The 18,807-nt window shown below is 56.5% G+C and carries 15 protein-coding genes; 7 read left to right on the top strand and 8 right to left on the bottom strand.

Translation table 11 applies throughout. The features are described from left to right. Nucleotides 1–320 precede the first annotated feature (320 nt). From LJD29_RS05770 to LJD29_RS05760, 3 genes are all read left to right on the top strand, one after another. A complete protein-coding gene (locus tag LJD29_RS05770) occupies nucleotides 321–665 on the top strand; it encodes a nucleotidyl transferase AbiEii/AbiGii toxin family protein (RefSeq protein ID WP_446745882.1) in 345 nt (114 codons plus the stop codon). Nucleotides 666–1,070: 405 nt separating this feature from the next. Further along, a complete protein-coding gene (locus tag LJD29_RS05765; RefSeq protein ID WP_446744804.1) occupies nucleotides 1,071–1,400 on the top strand; it encodes a PadR family transcriptional regulator in 330 nt (109 codons plus the stop codon). A gap of 12 nt (nucleotides 1,401–1,412) precedes the next feature. Further along, nucleotides 1,413–4,130 (top strand): ABC transporter permease, encoded by a 2,718-nt coding sequence (locus tag LJD29_RS05760; RefSeq protein WP_446744803.1) that lies wholly within the window; start codon nucleotides 1,413–1,415, stop codon nucleotides 4,128–4,130. 504 nt (nucleotides 4,131–4,634) lie between these two features. Here the strand turns inward: LJD29_RS05760 and LJD29_RS05755 are convergent. The 6 genes from LJD29_RS05755 to LJD29_RS05730 form a co-directional block, all read right to left on the bottom strand. Then, a complete protein-coding gene (locus tag LJD29_RS05755) occupies nucleotides 4,635–5,228 on the bottom strand; it encodes a TetR/AcrR family transcriptional regulator (RefSeq protein WP_446744802.1) in 594 nt (197 codons plus the stop codon). A gap of 131 nt (nucleotides 5,229–5,359) precedes the next feature. Continuing rightward, nucleotides 5,360–6,481, bottom strand: a complete 1,122-nt coding sequence (locus LJD29_RS05750) for an NADH:flavin oxidoreductase (protein WP_446744801.1) — start codon at nucleotides 6,479–6,481, stop codon at nucleotides 5,360–5,362. 134 nt (nucleotides 6,482–6,615) lie between these two features. Next, entirely contained in the window at nucleotides 6,616–7,515 is a 900-nt protein-coding gene (locus LJD29_RS05745) for an NmrA family NAD(P)-binding protein (protein ID WP_446744800.1), read from the bottom strand. A gap of 245 nt (nucleotides 7,516–7,760) precedes the next feature. Next, entirely contained in the window at nucleotides 7,761–8,645 is an 885-nt protein-coding gene (locus tag LJD29_RS05740; protein WP_446744799.1) for an NmrA family NAD(P)-binding protein, read from the bottom strand. A gap of 66 nt (nucleotides 8,646–8,711) precedes the next feature. Then, nucleotides 8,712–9,197: a DinB family protein gene (locus LJD29_RS05735; protein ID WP_446744798.1), complete on the bottom strand. Its 486-nt coding sequence runs from the start codon at nucleotides 9,195–9,197 to the stop codon at nucleotides 8,712–8,714. A gap of 107 nt (nucleotides 9,198–9,304) precedes the next feature. Further along, nucleotides 9,305–10,057, bottom strand: coding sequence for an SDR family NAD(P)-dependent oxidoreductase (locus LJD29_RS05730; RefSeq protein WP_446744797.1), 753 nt, complete (start codon nucleotides 10,055–10,057; stop codon nucleotides 9,305–9,307). A gap of 798 nt (nucleotides 10,058–10,855) precedes the next feature. Here LJD29_RS05730 and LJD29_RS05725 point away from each other — a divergent pair. After that, a complete protein-coding gene (locus tag LJD29_RS05725; RefSeq protein WP_446745881.1) occupies nucleotides 10,856–11,179 on the top strand; it encodes a PadR family transcriptional regulator in 324 nt (107 codons plus the stop codon). 39 nt (nucleotides 11,180–11,218) lie between these two features. Beyond that, complete coding sequence (locus LJD29_RS05720) at nucleotides 11,219–13,843, top strand: ABC transporter permease (protein ID WP_446744796.1); 2,625 nt, start codon at nucleotides 11,219–11,221, stop codon at nucleotides 13,841–13,843. A 41-nt stretch (nucleotides 13,844–13,884) separates the two neighbouring features. On the opposite strand, the gene LJD29_RS05715 is transcribed toward LJD29_RS05720, so the two are convergent. Together LJD29_RS05715 and lepB are read right to left on the bottom strand one after the other, a co-directional pair. Further along, on the bottom strand, nucleotides 13,885–15,147 hold the full coding sequence (locus tag LJD29_RS05715) for a glycosyl hydrolase family 79 C-terminal domain-containing protein (RefSeq protein ID WP_446744795.1): 1,263 nt from the start codon (nucleotides 15,145–15,147) through the stop codon (nucleotides 13,885–13,887). A 509-nt stretch (nucleotides 15,148–15,656) separates the two neighbouring features. Further along, a complete protein-coding gene (gene lepB, locus LJD29_RS05710; protein WP_446744794.1) occupies nucleotides 15,657–16,490 on the bottom strand; it encodes a signal peptidase I in 834 nt (277 codons plus the stop codon). Between the two features lie 581 nt (nucleotides 16,491–17,071). Here lepB and LJD29_RS05705 point away from each other — a divergent pair. Together LJD29_RS05705 and LJD29_RS05700 are read left to right on the top strand one after the other, a co-directional pair. After that, the gene (locus tag LJD29_RS05705) at nucleotides 17,072–17,812 is read left to right on the top strand and encodes a hypothetical protein (protein WP_446744793.1); all 741 of its coding nucleotides are present in this window, start codon (nucleotides 17,072–17,074) and stop codon (nucleotides 17,810–17,812) included. Then, on the top strand, nucleotides 17,787–18,746 hold the full coding sequence (locus tag LJD29_RS05700; protein ID WP_446744792.1) for a haloalkane dehalogenase: 960 nt from the start codon (nucleotides 17,787–17,789) through the stop codon (nucleotides 18,744–18,746). Before LJD29_RS05705 ends, LJD29_RS05700 begins: the two co-directional genes overlap by 26 nt. Nucleotides 18,747–18,807: the final 61 nt, after the last annotated feature.

Below are 18,807 nucleotides of genomic sequence, written 5' to 3'. Positions count from 1 at the left end.
CTTCAGTAGAGCGAACCGTCGTTGATGTTCTCGAGGACACCAAGCGCGTAGGCGTGGCTCGTCAAGCAATGACGGACGCGACAAAAAAGGACTTCTGAAGCAGGCGGATGCCAAACAATTGACTGCCCTAATGAATAAATGGGCACACGGCCTAACGAAACAAACCAACACAAGGACTTCAAGTGCCTCCTAAACGCGAAGCTCTTCCCAAAACGCTGTCCCGGATTGCAATACAGGAAGGTCTCGATCAGGAGCGCCTCCGTGGTTGGGTCTCGTTTCTGGCTGTCTGCGGAGTGTTGTAACGGGCTGTCTCTGAAGTCATTCTGGATAATTGCTACCTCAAAGGCGGCGTTGCGATGGAGCTTCGCTTTGCCGAGAGTGCGCGGGCAACGAAGGGCCTTGATATTGGGATGGCCGGTGAGAGCGCAGAGCGATTCACACGTTTCCAAAACGCAGTGGCTTTGGGCTTCGATGACTTCTTGTTTGAAGTAAAGGCCAAACCCATCACGATGGAGAGAATTGATACTGTCCGTCTCGAACTTGCCGTGCGCTACCAAACCCGATCGTGGCAGACGATTGATGTCGATCTGGGGCCAGCAGGGACAGGCGGAATCGACTTTGTTGATCCGCAGGTCCCCGGACTTGAGGAAATGGGGTTCTCATAATCGACGATCCCGATGGCAATCAACTCTTCTTCAATTGTCCCAAGGAAGCCCCACGTTGTAGTGAGGTTCAAGAAAATCGAAATCGCCGAACCGCACCCAGACCGGATAAGTTCTGTGAAGTCGGATTCTCGCCAGTTATCGCTTACGGATGTGAATGGCGTTCAACGGGACTAATGATCCGAGAGCGACATTGGCCTTGGTCGATGAGCGCATTGGCCTGAAGTCAACAATTGAACTGAATCCGACTGAATTGCTTGGTGAAAGCCGACTCGGCATCGACCCTGGCTTATGCTCACCAGTATCCGAAGTAGCGACAAAAAAACAATTGACATAGTCTACCTATGGCAATAAGGTTTTGGCATAGTTTGGCTATGTCAAGGGCTTTTGTGTGGTTAGGGGTGTTGCATGCAACGGGATGAGATTCCGCCGGGAACGCTGTATCTGCTGATTCTTAAGACGCTGGCCCGCTATGGAGTGCTGCATGGGTATGAGATCGCAAATTCGATTCAGCAGAGTTCGGACGAGGTGCTCCAGGTAGAAGAGGGATCGCTGTACCCGGCGTTGCAGCGGATGCTCATCAAGGGTTGGGTGACCGCGGAGTGGGGTGTGACGGCGGGAAATCGGCGGGCGCGGTATTACAAGCTGACGGCGGCGGGGCGGAAGCGGCTGGCGGTGGAGGTGTCACAGTTTGAGCGCGTGATGGGCGCGATTACGCGGGTGATCCAGACGACGTGAGGAGATGAGCCGATGGGCGAGTTGATGCGGCGGTTGCGGATGTTGTTTCGTGGGCGACGGTTCCAGGCGGAGTTGGAGGAGGAGATGCGCCTGCACCTGGAGCTTCGGGAGCAGGAGCATGCGGAGCAGGGGTTGCATGCAGCGGCGGCACGGCGGGCGGCTTATCAGAAATTTGGGAATGCGACGCTGATTCGCGAGAGGAGCTATACGGCCTGGGGGTGGGGTTGGCTGGAGAGTCTTATACGGGATGTGCGGTTTGCGTTGCGGCAGTTGTGGAAGACGCCAGGATTTACAGCGGCGGCGGTGTTGATGCTGGCATTGGGGATTGGAGCGAATGCGGCGATCTTTACTCTGGTGCATGCAGTGCTGCTGAAGCACCTGCCGGTGACAGACCCAAAGCTGCTGGTGCGGGTGGGTGATTGGGCTGACTGTTGCCAGAACTCCGGGCCCAACACGTGGCACAACGGGGACTACAGCATGTTTTCAACCGACACCTATGAACAGATGAAGAAGAACACGCCGGAGTTTGAAGAGCTCGCGGCGATGCAGGCGGGGTTTGAGTATCGGCCTGTGGTGATGCGGCGTGATGGAAGCCAGGAGGTGGCAAAGCCACGGATGGGCGAGTTTGTCTCCGGGAACTACTTCCGCATGTTCGGGCTGCGCGCTGCAGCCGGACGGCTGCTTTCCGACGCGGATGATGTTGCTGGTGCACCCGTGATTGCAGTGATGAGTTATGTGACATGGAAGGACGCCTACAACAGCGATGCTTCGGTAGTCGGCAGCACCTTCTGGATGAACACGAGGCCGGTGACGGTGGTGGGCGTGGCGCCTGAAGGTTTCTATGGAGATCGCATATCGAGTACGCCACCGGATTTCTACCTGCCGATAGCAACGATACCCGACCAGGCAGGGGGAAAGGGCTTCCGTGATCCGACGCAGAATTGGCTGGATATCATCGGGCGCGTAAAGCCGGGAACAGCGCTGGGGCCGTTGCAGGAGAAGTTGAGCGCGGAACTCAAGCAAGTGCACTCGACAGATCCTGAGTTTACAGCCGCGGATATCGCTAAGACACATTTAGTACTGACGGCCGGTGGGGCAGGCACGCAGTCGATGCAGAAGGACTACGCTTCCAACCTGAAGCTGCTGCTGGGGATCAGCGGATTGGTGCTGCTGATTGCGTGCGCGAACATGGCCAATCTGCTGCTGGTGCGCGGGATGGGACGGAAGGCAGAGATGAGCGTGCGGACGGCTCTGGGCGCAATGCGGGGGAGGATTGTTCGGCAGTTGCTGACGGAGAGCCTGTTGTTGGCGGGGATGGGCGGGGCTGCGGCGCTGGCGGTGTCGTATGGTGGGGCGAGGCTGCTACTAATGCTTGCGTTTCCGGGAGAGCAGCATGTGTCGATCAGTGCGAGTCCGTCACTGGAGGTACTGTGGTTTGCGCTGGGTGTGTCGATGCTGACGGGTGTCATGTTTGGTGTAGCACCGGCGCTGATGGGCGCGAAGGCTGCTCCGGCGGATGTGCTGCGTAGCGGGGCGCGAACGACGGCGGGCGGAGCTTCACTGCTGCAGCGCACGCTGGTGGTGCTACAGGCGGCATTGTCGGTCGTACTGCTGGTGGGCGCCGGACTCTTCGCGCAAAGCCTGGGCAGGCTGCAGCATGCGGACATGAAGCTGGAATCGAAGAATCGTTACATCGTTCATATCAACGCACAGGCGGCCGGCTACAAGGACGATCAGGTAGCTGCACTCTACCGGACGCTTGAGGATCGGTTTCATGCGATTCCAGGCGTGGTAAAGGTCGGGGTGAGCACCTTCACTCCGATGGAAGGTAACAACGACGGCTACGGAATTCAACTAGTGGGACAGCAGGACGTATACCGGGATGCCACGAACATCATTGTGAATCCGGAGTATTTCGATTCGGTGGGGACTCGCGTTCTGATGGGGCGTGGAATCACCGCGCAGGACACGGCAACAACGCCGCACGTTGCGGTGGTGAACGAGGACTTCGTCAAGGCGATCTTCAAGCCGGGAGAGAACCCGATCGGACACCGCTTTATTGCAGGAGGGAATGCCGCCACGCCCTACGAGATCGCAGGCGTGGTGCAGGGAACGTCATACACTGACGTACGCAAGATCGGAGCGCACCCCATGTACTTTGGCGCGCTGACGCAGCCATCCGAGGCAGGGTATGCCGGCGCTATTGTCCTTGAGACGTCCTATCCGGTGAGTGACATGGAGCAAATTGCCGGGCGGACGCTGATGGGAATTAATCCGAACCTGGCGTTACAGAAGTTTGAGAGATTCGATGCGCAGATTGCGGACCAGTTCACGCATGAGCGAATGCTGGCGACGCTGATGACGCTGTTTGGCGGGTTGGCACTGCTGCTGGCGACGGTGGGGCTGTATGGCGTAACCTCGTATGCGGTTGCGCGGCGGACGACCGAGATCGGCATACGGATGGCGCTGGGGGCTCATCGCGGCGGCGTGGTGGCGATGGTGATGTGCAGCGCTCTGCTGCAGACAGTGCTCGGTATCTTAATCGGGATTCCAGTGGCCTATTACGGAGTGACGCTAGTGAGGTCGCAGCTGTACGAGCTGACAACTGTGAGCGGCGGCGCGCTGGCTGTAGCGATTGGGGCTTTGCTGGTGGCAGCTTGCGCTGCTGGAATAATTCCAGCGCAGCGGGCTGCTTCCGTGGATCCTGCGCGGGCGTTGCGAGCAGAGTAGATGAACTGTTCGACACAGATTCGCTGACGGTCAAGATGGCCTTTGGTCCTTGTTACGCAAATAGCTAATGAGAAATACTCCCGTCTCGAGCGATCATTCCCATCTATGCACAGTCGCCAATCCACTCGTTGAGCTCTGCATGAGCGCATTGGCCTGTTCTCACTACTTTAAGTACCGGAAAGAGGCGGAATACTTCCAAGAAGCCCTATGATCGCGCGGGCGCCGCCAAGCGGCAGCATCGGCTGGCTATTTGCTCCGCGGGACCAATGCATGCGTCTGGCTCTTACGGCGATGCATGATGAGCGCCGGGATTCCGCTGGACGGTTCAGTCTTTGTATCAACGGGCGGAAATGTCTCGGACGAGCTTCGCCAGCAAGTTCAGAGAGACGGTCGGTAAATCGCCGTTGGACTATCTCACAGAGTGGCGTATGGAGGTGGCATCTGACAGACTGGTACGGACCGGGGCTGCTATCTCGATGAGAGCAGGGCTGCAGCGTTTGGTGCCTATGTCGGTAAAAGCTGATTTACGCGATCGACCAAACTCTTTCTGGCTTGCGCCAAAACGGACGCGCATAGGGATTCATCAGAGACAAGGCGTGCGACTGTCATGGCGCCAATCATAGTGGAGAGAATAACTGATGCCTCCTTTTTGCCAGCCGATGGTGTCAATCCATCCATGTGCTGTGCAAGGTCATCAATTACTTGGTTCAAGCCTGCTGTAGCGACATCCCGCACATCGCGACTCTCACGGGCAATCTCACTGCCTAGCGCAACGAAGGGGCAGCCATCGGCTGTACTTTTTCGGTGTTCGAGCGAAAGATAGTCCTCAATGGCAGCTACGAGAGCGGATTTGCCGTGACGCCGACCGAACGATGAAAGAATCCAGGTACGTAAATCCTCGATCGACGAGTCCAACGCTTCTTTTACGAGGGCATCCTTGGACTCAAAATGACGATAGAAGCCGCCCTGGGTAAGCCCCGCGGCCGCCATGACATCCGCAACCCCGGTATTGGCTATACCACCGCGGCGGAACTCCTGGGACGCAGTCTTGAGAATATGTTCCCTGGTCTGCGCCGTTTCCTCACGTGATTTTTTCATTGGCTGCTCACGGGCCTCGTATCTTAGATTATCGCAACACTCTATATGATTCGGCCGCAAATATCAGGTGCCTGTACGCTCACGAAACATTCAGCGTCCAGGCACGATGAAAACGTTGTAATTTGAGATACCTAGTTTCTGGTGATTGGCTTGATTTCTGCCCCGCCAAGATTCTTTAGAGACTCTTTCGTAAAGGGGGTCAATTCGGAGAAACGGCCCTCCCTCACTTTGTTGGTCCACTCAGGATCGTTGACCTGCGCCCGGCCAATAGCTACGAGGTCGAATTCATTGGCCCCCATACGATCTATCAGATTCGAGAGATCGCCAACCGTCGTAGTTTCTCCCTGTAGCGAACCGAAGACGTCTGCACCGCTCAATCCCACGGACCCAATCGAGATCGTCGTCTTACCGGTGATCTTCTTCGTCCAGCCAGCAATGTTGAGATCCGATCCTTCAAACTCTGGTTCCCAATAGCGGCGGGTCGATGCGTGAAAGATATCGACGCCAGCGGCTGAGATTGGCTCCAGCAAGGTCGCCAGTTCCTGCGGCGACTGCGCGAGCTTCGCCGTAACGTCTTCCATTTTGAATTGGGAGAACCTGAGCATGATCGGAAATGACGGACCAACACTCTTCCGCATTGCGCGGATGACCTCGGTTGCAAACTTCGTGCGTTTCTCGATACTCCCACCGTAGGCGTCCGACCGGCGATTCGTCTTCTCCCAGAGGAATTGATCGACGAGGAAGCCGTGAGCGCCATGGACTTCGACCGCGTCGTAGCCGATGTCCTGGGCAATCTTCGCTGCCTTCGCAAAGGCATCGACCGTGTCGGCGATGTCCTCTTCCGACATCTCAACAGAATCCGCACCGAAAGCGCTTGGCCCTTCGGTCGGTGCGTCTGGATAGGGCCCTGTACCGTTTTTGCGCGAGATTCCTTGGTGCCAAATCTGTGAGGCAATTTTCGCCCCTGCCTGGTGTACCGCATTGACTGTCTTCTTCCAGCCTTCGATTGCAGCGGGCTCGTAGAGGTTCGGCATGTCGACGTTATTGATAGCCGCTTTCCGGTCGATGGCCGATCCCTCTGTGATAATCAGGCCAGTACCGCCAGCGGCACGCTGGCGGTAGTATTCGGTCGTAGCGTCGTTCGGAATACCGCCGGGGCTTGATTCACGGCTCATCGCCGGCAGGACGATTCTGTTCTTCAGTTCAAGGTTGTTGACTAGCAGCGGCTTGAACAAAACTTCAGTGCTCATCATTGTTTCAAATCCTTTTGGCGTGCCAGGCTTGGCATGGCCGGTCTTGTTAGTGGAAGGAGGCCCCATAAGAACTGACCGTTCCCATGAAGCCAGCTCGCTGATTACGGTTCGTTCAAATGGCCGCACCGGACCTGTTAAGCTTTCGCATCGACCTGCATGATGTCCCAGTTCTTCTTTACGAACTCCTCGATGCTCATCGGCGGCTTTCCGGTCACTTCTTCGATGACGTGATCTGTTCCTGCGAAGACGCCGTTCGTTTGATCCCTTACAACTTCCCGCAAGTGTTGAGCGAGATAGGGGGACAAGAAGGAATCAAAAATCTTTTGCTGCTCGTCTTCCGGAACAACCTTGTACTTGACTTCTTGCCCTAGGACGCGCGAAATCTCGGCGTAGAGCTCGGTCATCGTATATTCCTTCGGCCCGTAGAGCGGATAGGTCTTACCAGCATGTTTGCTCGGGTTCTGAAGGATTGCAGCGATCATCCGTCCTTGGTCTTCAGCGGCAATCGGCGCATGCCTGCCCGTCGAGAGGGAGAATGCTGCCAGGCCCTGTTTGTGACCCATCAAGAAAAGAGGAGTAAGGTGATTTTCGGCGAAGAAGGTTGGTCGCAGATGTGTGACCTCCGGAATCCCTGAGTGGTCAAACATTCTCTCCATGAGCCAGTAGTTGAAAGCTGCGTGGCTCTTTGCTTCACGCCGGGCCGAGACTTGCGACATATTCACGAGCGTCTTGAGTCCCGACTCGCGAGCCGCTTGCGCAAAGATCGGCGCTGCCTTTAGCAGGCCGTCCTCGATTGGATAGACGAAGTAGGCCGCGGTCACTCCCTCAAGGGCAGCGCGCACCGAATCGATGTCGAACAAATCGCCGACAGCGATCTCTACGCCTTTGCGGGCTAAAGCCTCGCTTCGCTCGTCCTTCGAGTGGACGAAAGCGCGCACCTTCTTGCCAGCTTGAAGTAGATTATCTACTGCATACCTTCCGGTGCCGCCGATTTGGCCAGTCGCGCCACAGATCAAAAACAGCTCGTTTGCCATGATGATTCTCCTTTTAGATTACAATCGCACGCTAACGTGTCGCATATTTTTAGATGTCAGTCGTACTCAAAACGGCGCATTTTCATGGCTCGTTCCGTCTGCTCCTCGATCAAGCCGCCTCCGACTACGATTGGCTGTCGGTTATTAGGTCGGAGCCACGCGCAGCCGCTCTGCAAGCCAGGAGTGCCGTCGGCCCGCTCACACTCCGCAGGGGGAGCGGGCTCGCTTCGCGACCAAAGTTGTGATTAGCGCTGTTGGCGAAAGAGCGCGATGTTGGATGTTACGAATTCTTCAACTGTCATTGGCGGCGTGCCAGTCACGCGTCCAATGATTTCGTCTGTGCCCTCAAAGATTCCATCCTGATAGTCCTGTGCCACGGCACACAGATGTTGAATCCGAAATGGAGACAGGCCTGCAGCTTCGAGTTTGTGACCAAGAGCCTCGATCGATATTGGCTTGTACTCGACATGCTTTCCGATCACTTTGCCGACTTTCTCTGCAAGTGTGTACTGATCCATCTCCACCGGGCCACAGAGCGGATAGGTCTTGCCCCTGTGAGACGCAGGATCGGCGAGAACAGCAGCAATGAAGCGAGCCTGATCGAAGCTCGCGATTGGAGCGTGGCGACCGCTCCCAAGCGCTTGAACGATTGCCCCATTCTCCACGATCTGCTTCAGGTGATGGGGATAGGTAAGCCACTCCGCGAAGAAGGTCGGGCGAATGTGGGTCGTGGGAACTCCAGACCAGTCAAATACCCGCTCCGCAATCCAATGGTCTCGGGCGGCGTGGCTTCGTGAGTTTTCGCGGGCAGATTTTTGAGACATATTCACGATCAAGTCGAATCCGGCCTCTCTGGCAGCCTGCGCGAAATACGCCGTCGCATTGATTAGCCCGTGAGCGATGGGATAGATAAAGTAAGCAGCGTTGATGCCTTCGCAGGCTACTCGTACCCACTCGTGATCCAACATGTCGCCGCTGACCACTTCCGCTCCCAAGACTTCGAGTTTGTCTGAACGATGGTCAATTTTGTGCACGAAGGCACGGACTTCAAATCCCTGCTTGAGCAAGAGTTCCGTAGTTTTGGAACCTGTTAGACCCGTAGCACCCGTCACCAAGATTTTTCGTTTCATGCTTCGTACCTCCTTCCGATTGTTGGCTTGGATCGCTCCGCGCTGATCTGCAGGCGATGAAGGCAACTATTTGCGTTTTAGGGCCAGGCGCATTTGACCGTGGTGCAAAGCAACGTGGGTTGCGCGGCCGTCAAGGATAGCCAACCTGTTTCTCAGCGGCTCCTTTGCAAAGTCTTCGGCAGAGACTGCGTTATGCCGCTCCAGCCATTCCGATGACTTCCTGGTCTGAGTTGCCTCTGTCGTAATTGCCACAAGGTCCCAAAGAATCTGGGTGAGTTGAGCGCGACTCATGTCGTAGTTGAAAGAGCGATCAGGATTACTAATGAAGACGTCAAGCTCAGGATGGAGACGCCCACCCATGCCAATCAGTTCGTTCAGACGATCTTGGAATGCAGCCAAGTGCCCAACCAGGTAGTGGACGCGGTTTCGTCCCGGCGCAACTTCCGATTCGAACTCGGCGTCAGTCATGGCGTCCAGGGTCGTTTTGAGTCGCGACATGGTCACCGACCAATTGTGGATCACTGTACCTACCAAAATTTCTTCGTTTGTCATGATGACCTCAGAGTTTCGTAATGCAGAGAGCTTGCTGGAGTTTATGAAGCGAACTGGACCGCTTCATAAAAGTTCAGGGCTCGCCAGGCTGGCGAGCCCTGAAAGGATTAGAGGCGTTGGCCGCCCGAAGCGGTGATGTATTCACCCGTCACCCAAGCGGAATCATCCGAAGCAAGGAAGTGGACCGCCTTCGCGATATCGTCGGGTCGGCCGAGGCGCCCAAACGGGATCGTCGCGACAAGAACCCTCTCATAATCAGTGCCGACCGCACCCATCGCGGTGAGACCTTCCGTTGCGGTAGCGCCGGGAGCCACGGTATTTACGCGGATCTTTTTCGGAGCCAGTTCCACCGAAAGGACACGCGTAACCGCATCCATGGCACTCTTGCTTGCCGCGTAGACAACAGTGTTCGGCATCCGACCGATGCTCGCTCCTGAGCTGATGTTGATGACGCTGCCGCCTGCTGGTCCGAAGTACTTCGCGGCCTCGCGAGTCGTGAGGAGTGTGCCAAGCACGTTGATGTTGAAGTGGCGGTGGAAGTCGTCTTCTGTCAGAGCTTCGAGGGGAGCGAAGGCATACACACCCGCGTTGTTCACGAGGATGTCGATCTGACCGAATGTGGCCTTGGCTTCGGTGAAGAGCCTGGCCACATCTGCAGCCTTGGAGACATCCGCCTGCACGGCCAGAGCCTTCCCACCTTTGCTGGTGATCTCGGCCACAACTTTGTCCGCGTCGGCCTTTGCCGAGGTGTAGTTGACTACTACGCTTGCGCCGCTGGCTGCGAGATTCTTCGCGACACCTGCGCCGACACCTTTGGAAGCGCCTGTTACGATTGCCACTTTTCCATTCAAATTGCTCATGTTCTCTCCTTTTCGATTCGGTTCAAGCTCTAACCGCAAGGCCCCATTAGGTACCCTGCACGTCACTTCGATAGATTACGATCGAACGCTATCGTGTCGCTGTGGATTTTAGATGTTAATCGTACTCAAAAAGGCGCACTTATCCTCAAGTATTTTTTGTGGATGGATCGGCGGCTCATGCTTGGTTCGCGAGAACGCCCTCCGGCCTCTCTTCCCGCACGGTTGGTTCCGCGCAGAAGCAGAGACGCGGTTATTACGGATCGCAGTGTAATTGCCGCGTGGCAGGATCGATTTACAGATCAGACAAGGACACTGGCGATAGTGGACCTCGTCGGCAAAGGTAATCATGTTCGTACCATTCCGATGCCCGTCTGGGTGAAGGACGCCGTCGATCACCGGAGAAGGTTGGCAAAGGTGGCTTCGGGCCGAATCTCCCGTGCCGTCAGCCGGCATGGTACGCCCTGGGGCACGGGGATCTCTGAGAACGTGATTTGGTGCGTGGTGCGAAGGGTCGCTGAACGGATGCAGTTGAACAGTATCGCCACACGATCTTCGCCGAACGTGCGCTAAGCTCTGCCATGTGAATGGCGGCGAACTGGAACAGATCCAGAAATCCAGATCGGCGGTCGTCTGATCGCAGCCGGGAAACCCGGAGGCGATGCAATGTTTATTCGTTGGGCACATCTGGGATTGGCATCATGCGTCGTCAGCCGTAGGCGTTCAGCGCCTCGCTTGCTGGCGGCGTTCACTTGACATTCAACTGGAAAAGGGTATTCACTTGAATGCCAAGTGAAGAAGATGCCCATCCCGATCCTGCAAGGTACTCTCGACCTGATGATCCTGCGGACCCTTGCCAGCATGGGTCCGCAGCATGCCTATGGCATTGCAAGCAGACTTCAGCAGGTCTCAGAGGACACGTTGAACCTCAACCAGGGAACCATTTATCCGGCTCTGGTCCGCATAGAGCAGCACGGCTGGACCCGTGGCTCCTGGGGTAAGACTGAAAGCAATCGCGAGGCCAAGTATTACAGCATCACCAAGGCAGGGTTGAAGGCGCTCGAAGCAGAAACCGAACGCTGGCGCCAGATGGCAGGCGTCGTTGAGAAACTGCTGATGGAGTAATGAACAGCTATGGCGTATTTGAGAAGAATCATCGCTCGATTGCGTAACCTCGTTTCCAACAAGCAAGCCGAGAACGATCTTGCGCGCGAAGTCGCATCGCATCTTACCCTGCTCGCTGACGACTTCGAACGCCGCGGCATGCCGCCCGAAGAAGCCCGGCTGGCCGCCAAGCGCGCCTACGGAGGCGTGGAGCAGGCAAAACAGGCGCATCGCGACGAGCGCTCGCTGTTATGGGTCGAACAAACCATCCAGGACCTGCGCTATGGCTTGCGCACATTAAGCAAGAGCTCCGGCTTCACCGTGACGGCGGTGCTCACACTCGCTCTCGGCATCGGTGCATCCACGGCTATCTTCAGTGTTCTCTATGGAGTCCTGATCGATCCTTACCCTTACCGCGACGCCAACCGCATTGCCATGATCTATCTGAACGACAAGCACGGCTTCAATAGCACGATGCGCTTTCTCATGGCCGATGTGCAAGAGCTGCGCAAGGCCCGGTCGGTCGCCTCCGCCTTCGCCCAGCAGAGCGTGGAGATGACCTCGACCGACGGTGACCTCCCGGTGACCGTACAGACCGTTGAGCTCAGCGGCAATGGCTTTCAATTTCTCGATGCGCCTCCCATCCTGGGCCGCACCTTTACCGCCCAGGAAGCGCCCGAAGGTGTAGCGCCACCCGATGTAGCTGTCATCAGCTACCTCTTCTGGAAAAAGCACTTCGCCCAGGCCCCCAACGTACTGGGCAAGTCTCTTGACCTCAATCATCACCGCTACATCGTCATAGGCGTAGTTGGGCCGCGCTTCACCTGGGGCGATGGGGAAGTCTACCTGCCGCTTCCGGCGATCGCGGGTCCCCCGAGACCGCTCAGCACTGTCATCCGCCTCAATCCCGGCGTCACCGTAAGCCAGGCCTCGGCGGAGATCTCCGGGCTGGTCCGCCAGTTGGGCCACAATCATCCGGATATGCTGCCGCCTGGCAGTTTTGACATCGAAGTCAAGACCATCAATGACGGCCTCCTTGGCGAGTTCAAAGGCACGCTGCTGCTGCTCTTTGCCGCTGTCGCGCTGTTGCTGCTCATCGGCTGCGTCAATGTCTCCATACTCATGCTTGCCCGCGGTACGTCGCGTCAGCATGAACTCGGTCTGCGCGCCGCACTCGGCGCAGGTCGCCTGCGCATCATCCGGCAACTGCTCACCGAGGCCACGCTACTGTCCGTCACCGGTGGTGTGCTTGGGATCGGTCTGGCCTATCTCGCCATCCGGCTGATCGTCGTCATTTTGCCCGATCACTCCATCCCGAACGAAGTCGTCATCCGCCTCAACATCCCCGTCCTGCTCTTCAGCGCCGCCGTCTCGATTGCCACTGGACTTGCCGCCGGGCTTGCCCCCGCGCTGCAATTCTCCAACCCGCGCCTCAACGCAATCCTTCAGTCAGGCGATAGCCGTACCACTACCTCTCGCCGCGCCAAAGTCCGTTCGGCCATGATGGTCGGTCAGATCGCGCTCACCGTCCTTCTACTGGCGGGTGCCGGAGCATCGATGCGAACCTTCCTTGAGGCGTACACAGCTTCGCTCGGCTTTGACCCACACAACTCGCTGCTCATCCTTGCCAACTTTCCCGAAGGCGCTCATACCACCTGGGCCGCCAGATCACAGTATGTCGACGCCTTGAATGAAAAAATCAAAGCCACCCCTGGCGTCACGGCAGCGGCGGAATTCTACGGCGGGATGCCCCCGATGGGCGTCTGGAATCAATCCGTCGATCTGCCCGGAGCGCCTCCCGACGCGAGCCGCCGCGCCGGTGTCCTCATGGTTAGCGCCGATTATTTCGCCGTCCAGCGGATTCCGCTTCTCGCCGGGCGCGTCTTCACCCGCGCGGAAGTTCTGCGCGGATCTCACCTTGCTCTGGTCTCAGAGGGTTTCGTGAAGCGCTATCTATCCGGCGCGAACCCTATCGACCGCATGGTCATGCCATCCGACCTCAGGCACACATTCCCTCCTGCCGTAGCCGCTCCCAACCCCGAACAGCCCTACCAGGTCGTAGGCGTTGTCGCGGATGTGCGTAACGGCGGCCTGCATGAGCCTATCGAGCCGCAGATCTATCTTCCCAGCACTGCCGTGATCTTCTCAGGAAGCAGCATCCTCGTCCGCACCGCCGGCGATCCCCGCCTCGCTACGCACTCGATTGCGAACGCCATGCGCCAAGTTGATCAGAGCCAGACCGCCAACCAGACCTATGCCTACGAAGATTTCCTCTCCACGTTCGCCTGGTCGCACGATCGCTTTATCTCCATCCTCTTCGGTATTTTTTCCGTCGTCGCGCTTGGCCTTGCGGCCATCGGTCTTTTCAGCACGGTCGCCTACTCTGTCGAGCAGCGCACGCGCGACTTCGGCATTCGCATGGCTCTCGGCGCCACACGCGGCCAGGTGCTCAGGCTCACGCTCGCCTCCGTCGCCTGGACCGCCGGCATTGGTCTCCTCGCTGGCATCAGCCTCAGCATCGGTCTCAGCGATACTTTCCACAAGTGGACCCAAAGCAGTATGCGCGACGCCGGCGTCCTAAGCCTTATCTCGGCTGTCTTCGTTCTAGTATCGCTACTCGCTTGTTACCTGCCTGCCCGCCGCGCCACGCAAGTCGATCCCGCGATCGCTCTCCGCAGCAATTAACCGCGGTTCTGGTTTCGAAAAGTATGAAATCGCCAATGCGTTCATTGTGCTTCGCTCGTTGATGAGCGAAGCACGACGGCGCTCATTCGAGGCACCGTTACGGCTCCATCGTGAATCGTTTCCTTGCTCCTCGCTGTCCATCGTCCGTTCGGGGATACTTCGGAATTCCCGAGGGTAATGCCAGTCTTGCTGTCTGGAGATGGTGCGCTAAGTCTGAGAGCAATGGCACTCTCGATTCCCAACTCTTTCGTTGAGAGAAGCGAATCCTGCGAATCGTCTTTGTTTATAACAACGATCGAGCGTGCTTTGCCGCCAGAGCCCAAAGCGTAAATCGTCAAGTCGATACCTGGAAGGTTCGCATCGATTGGAAGTAACTGGTTGCACCCGGCTGAGGCTGCAGCGAATGCCAACATACCGTAGTAAGGAGCGCCCGCTGTATTTGTACCTTTGAGATCGTCCTGAATCGGCGAGTAGGAACTGATGAAGCCCAACTGATTGACGCCGGTTTCGATGTTCACGCCAGCGCAGCCGTGTTGCGCAAGCAGGAGCATGTAATCCAACGTCCAGAGAGCGCCGACAAAGGTATCGCTTACATCGGGACGTCCGCCCCCAAAGAACGAGTTGGTTTCACACATACGCCACGGGATTCCGGCCCGTTCGGATACGGCGTGAAGCCGTAGCAGAACGTCTTCCAGGTGCGGATCAGGATGAAGAAGCTGTTCTCGAGTACCAAACCTTTGATTGCCTCGATAATAGTGTGTGGTTAGCAGTTGGACGTCACCTCTTGCGTCGCTTGCCATGCGTTCCACCCAATCGATTGAGCTGGCAGTGTCTGGTGCTGCGAAGCGGATGCCAGGCACTGCCTTCTGAATCGCAGCATGCCACTCGCTAAATTCAGCGCGATACCTGTCGTAGTTGTATGGAGGTAGACGAAATGGCTTTTCCCCATGGCCATAATTTTCTACTTCATTGCCAAGTTCAAGAGCCAACAGGCGGCTTTTGAGTACGCCGGCAACTGCACGCGCCTCCACTATCGCGTCTTGCAGGCTGCCTTGCGCGAAGTTGACACTCCAGATCACACTCCACCCGATTGCTTCAAGGAACTCACCGAAACGCTCCAGATCGGCATGATTGATGATTGTATTCTGGCGTTCCGCAATGGAAGTTCCATTTGGTTGGTATCGCGTGTAGTCGGCTACGATGCCTCCAACGCGCAACACTCCTGCAGACCCCAACCCACCGATTAGATTTATGTACCGATGATTGTTTGGGCTCAGCAATTCTGGAGTGGCAACTGAAGACATTTCGTAACCGAATCCCACGAAATTATCTGAGAGGGGTACGGGCGAGGCTCCAGTTCGCCTGGGCACGTAAGGTAGTCGACTGGCTCTGACAACAGCCGGCTTTGCGCAGCCAAGATAGAGGGCTGCACTACACTTCGCTGCGCTGTATAAAAACCCGCGACGGCTAGGCATGTTCTATCACTCGAAATGAAGAGTCGACAAAAGCCGGTTGACATTTGCCTTAAGGCGAATCTTCCAAATGGTATCTGAACTTTGGTGTTTACGGAATCTGCAGCACCCATACGGGGTGTCGATAACAGTGCGTTGCGTGATGCAAGTTGCTTGTAAGGGCTCCATGCTTTTGCTCTCGATCAGTGACTCTTCCTGTACGCGTCAACCAGGGAGTTCGCCATGACGGATTGCCGACGCTAACCGGTTCGTCGGGAAGGTTAACCAAGCGAGTCGCTGACGAGTCGGCGGTCACTCGCCCTGAACGCAGAAAGGCCGAATTGCGATCTTGCAATTTCGCTTCAACGAACAACATGGAAAGTGCGTTTCCACCGCGTATCTGGGAAGAAATGCACCAGAACGTGGCTGATCCACGCGAGATTGTGACCCAATCCCGTTTGTTCAAGTTGTCCATCTCTGGCATTGAACGACCAATAGTTGAACAGAGGACGGCCAATTATGTTGGCACGCGGTACGAAGCCCCAGTAACGCGAGTCCAGGCTGTTGTGCCGATTGTCGCCCATCATGAAGTACATGCCGGGCGGAACCACCAAGTCACCGCCCTGGACGACATTCGGGAAGCTCGCGGCCCACGACTCAGTGGCCCCAATTTCCGGGGTTGGGGGTACTGCGGGGAAATCATCGAGGAACTCGTTGAAATTATCCGGCGTCGTCGGTTGCGCAAACCCAACAGGCTGTGCGACACCATTGATCGTCACAACGCCGTTGCGCAAATGAATATGATCTCCTGGTACACCAATCAATCTCTTGACCAGGGGAGTATATTGCGGTGTTCCATTCGCGTCAGTCTGATCAATGCCAGGCTGATAAACGGGCTTGTAGAACACCACGATATCGCCGCGCTTCGGCTCGCGATAACTGGCTAGCGGCATCCACGAAGCCTGCGGCATGAGCGTGATACGGTCGACCATCAGGTGATCACCGATAAGCAAAGTGTTTTTCATCGAGCCTGACGGAATGAGGAAGTTCTGAGCTAAGAAGGTCATAATGAACAGACCCACCACCAGAACTGAGCAGATGCCGGCGAACGCCTCGAACGGAGTTTCCTCCCGGTTGATGTTGGCGGAAGCAGCGGATTTCGTTGAACCAGGAAAAATCGTCGTCGTTGGACTCATCCAAAGGCTCCTCATGATGCTAGCGAGCCCCAAGGAGTTCGCATAGGGAATTCTAAAGCCTGATGATTTCATGCCCGGTGTCCTAGATGGTTGGTCGCACACCCGGAAGTTGCTGCCTTGTAATGAGACCCATCAACGAGCGCGTTATCTCCAACGCACTTGTCGAGGTTGCTGGAGCCCCAAACACGCTCTGGGTGGTTGATATAGAAGCTATCGGACGAACAGCTTTGAATAATCGCGCACGCCGTTGCAGATAAAATCCGATACGAACCTCTTAAAGCGCATTCATCGCTGCCCTGGCATCATGCCTTCGGAGATTGCGAGAGGCCTTCCATCGAGCGCGGCGACGACGTCGCACCATCTTCGCAAATATCGGCTAGCCGGTTTCGTCGTCGCTCGGTGAAAAGGGCGGCATATCCACTTGGCCACGCATACGAAGCAGAGGCACGCCTTTACGCAGTGGATTTTGGTGTTGGCGTGAATTCCGCCAAAATTGTCATGTGTGCCTCTGGCAGGCGTACTCCCAATCGCCTAGATTGCTCTTAGTCGCAATGACCGACGCGAAGGAGAGTGGCGAGCCTATGAATTCTCTTGTGAAAAAAGTAATCGAGGCCCACGGTGGACTGGAGCCATGGAGTAGTGTCGATAAGATTTCCGCAACCTTTCGAGCCTCGGGCTCGGGTTTCAAGCAACGAGGGCCGCTCGGCGAAGCTCTCACTCAGGCACCGATGCAGGTTCATATCGCGACGAAGGTCAAAGAAGTGACCTTCAAACCATTCCTATCTGAAGATCAAGTTGGCATCTATCGGATAGATCGTACGTGGATCGAATCGAAGGGCGGCACCCTGGTCGAGTCGCTGGATCATCCGCGGGAAGTGCTCGAGCAACTGCCGCAGGGCGCGCCTTGGACCGGCCCGCAGCTGATCTATTTCCTCGGGTATTCGCTTTGGATGTACCACACGCTTCCATACTCGTTCCTCGAGCCGGGAATTGTGTGCGAGAACGCAGAGCCCTGGAGCGAAGGTGGCGAAACCTGGCAAGGCTTGAAGGTGACTTATCCTGACTCCTACCCAGCCCATTCCAAAGAGCAGATTCACTACTTCGACTCAGAAGGAATCATGCGCCGCCAGGACTACACCGTAGACGTGCGCCAGAACCTGAAGATCGCACACTACATGCTCGACCACCAGGTCGTCGACGGCTTCGTCTTCGCGAGGAAACGTCGCATATGTCTGAGGGGCGAAGAAGGGCAGCCTTTGTGGGAGCGCACTTTGATCGCCGCAGATCTCGAGAACTTTGCAATCTCCAGAGTGCGTCGCTAAACCATCCGCACAGCGCTGGGCGGCCCGCCAAGGTCGCCTTCATAAGGAGATCGCCGTGACAGAATTACCTCTCGAAAAGAAAACCGTAAGCGTTCTTGGCCGTCAAATGGCCTACCATGAAAGGGGGCGCGGAACTCCGATACTTTTTCTTCACGGCAACCCTACTTCGTCCTACATCTGGCGTGACGTGGTGCCTTCGCTTGAAGGTCTTGGGCATATCATCGTGCCGGATCTCATCGGAATGGGAGATTCCGCAAAGATTCGTCCGACCTCCACGGACACGTATTGCCTGGCCACGCATCGAGAATATCTATGGGCGTTCATGGAGGCTGTGACTGGTCTCAATCGGCGGGTCATCCTGGTCGGGCACGATTGGGGAGCCGTACTGGGTTTCGACTGGGCGAATCACCATCGTGATCGCGTTCAGGGTTTTGTCTACATGGAAACGATCGTTCGCAACTTCAGAGCCACCGATAGCGGTAGCGAACTGCGCCCGACCTTCATGGCCCTGCGTTCGGAAGAAGGCGAGGATCTGATCCTCAAACAAAACCTCTTTGTCGAAGAGCTCCTGCCGAAATTGATAATTCGAACACTGTCTGACTTTGAGATGGCTGAGTATCGCAAGCCCTTCCTGAGAGAACAGGATCGCTGGCCTACCCTGACCTGGCCACGCCAGATTCCGATCGCTGGAGAACCAGCAGATGTGGTCGCTACCATCGACGGCTACTCTCGCTGGATGGAGAGCAACGAGATTCCAAAGCTCTTCGTGAACGCAGAACCAGGCGCCATCCTAACGGGAGCGCCACGTGAGTTCTGCCGAGCATGGAGAAATCAGACGGAGGTGACTGTCCCCGGCCGACACTTCCTCCAGGAAGATTCAGCAGAGATGATCGGCAACGCCATTGTCACGTGGATTCAAGAACATAACATTTGAAGGATCGGCGCCGGCCTCCAGGCTGGCGCAGCCATGAATGGAGATGACCGCATTGGGTGGT

It is taken from the genome of Silvibacterium acidisoli, from assembly GCA_022870745.1.
GTDB lineage: Bacteria > Acidobacteriota > Terriglobia > Terriglobales > Acidobacteriaceae > Silvibacterium.
The sequence above is the reverse complement of the archived record's forward strand: the minus strand, read 5'-3'. Positions and strand labels throughout refer to the sequence as shown.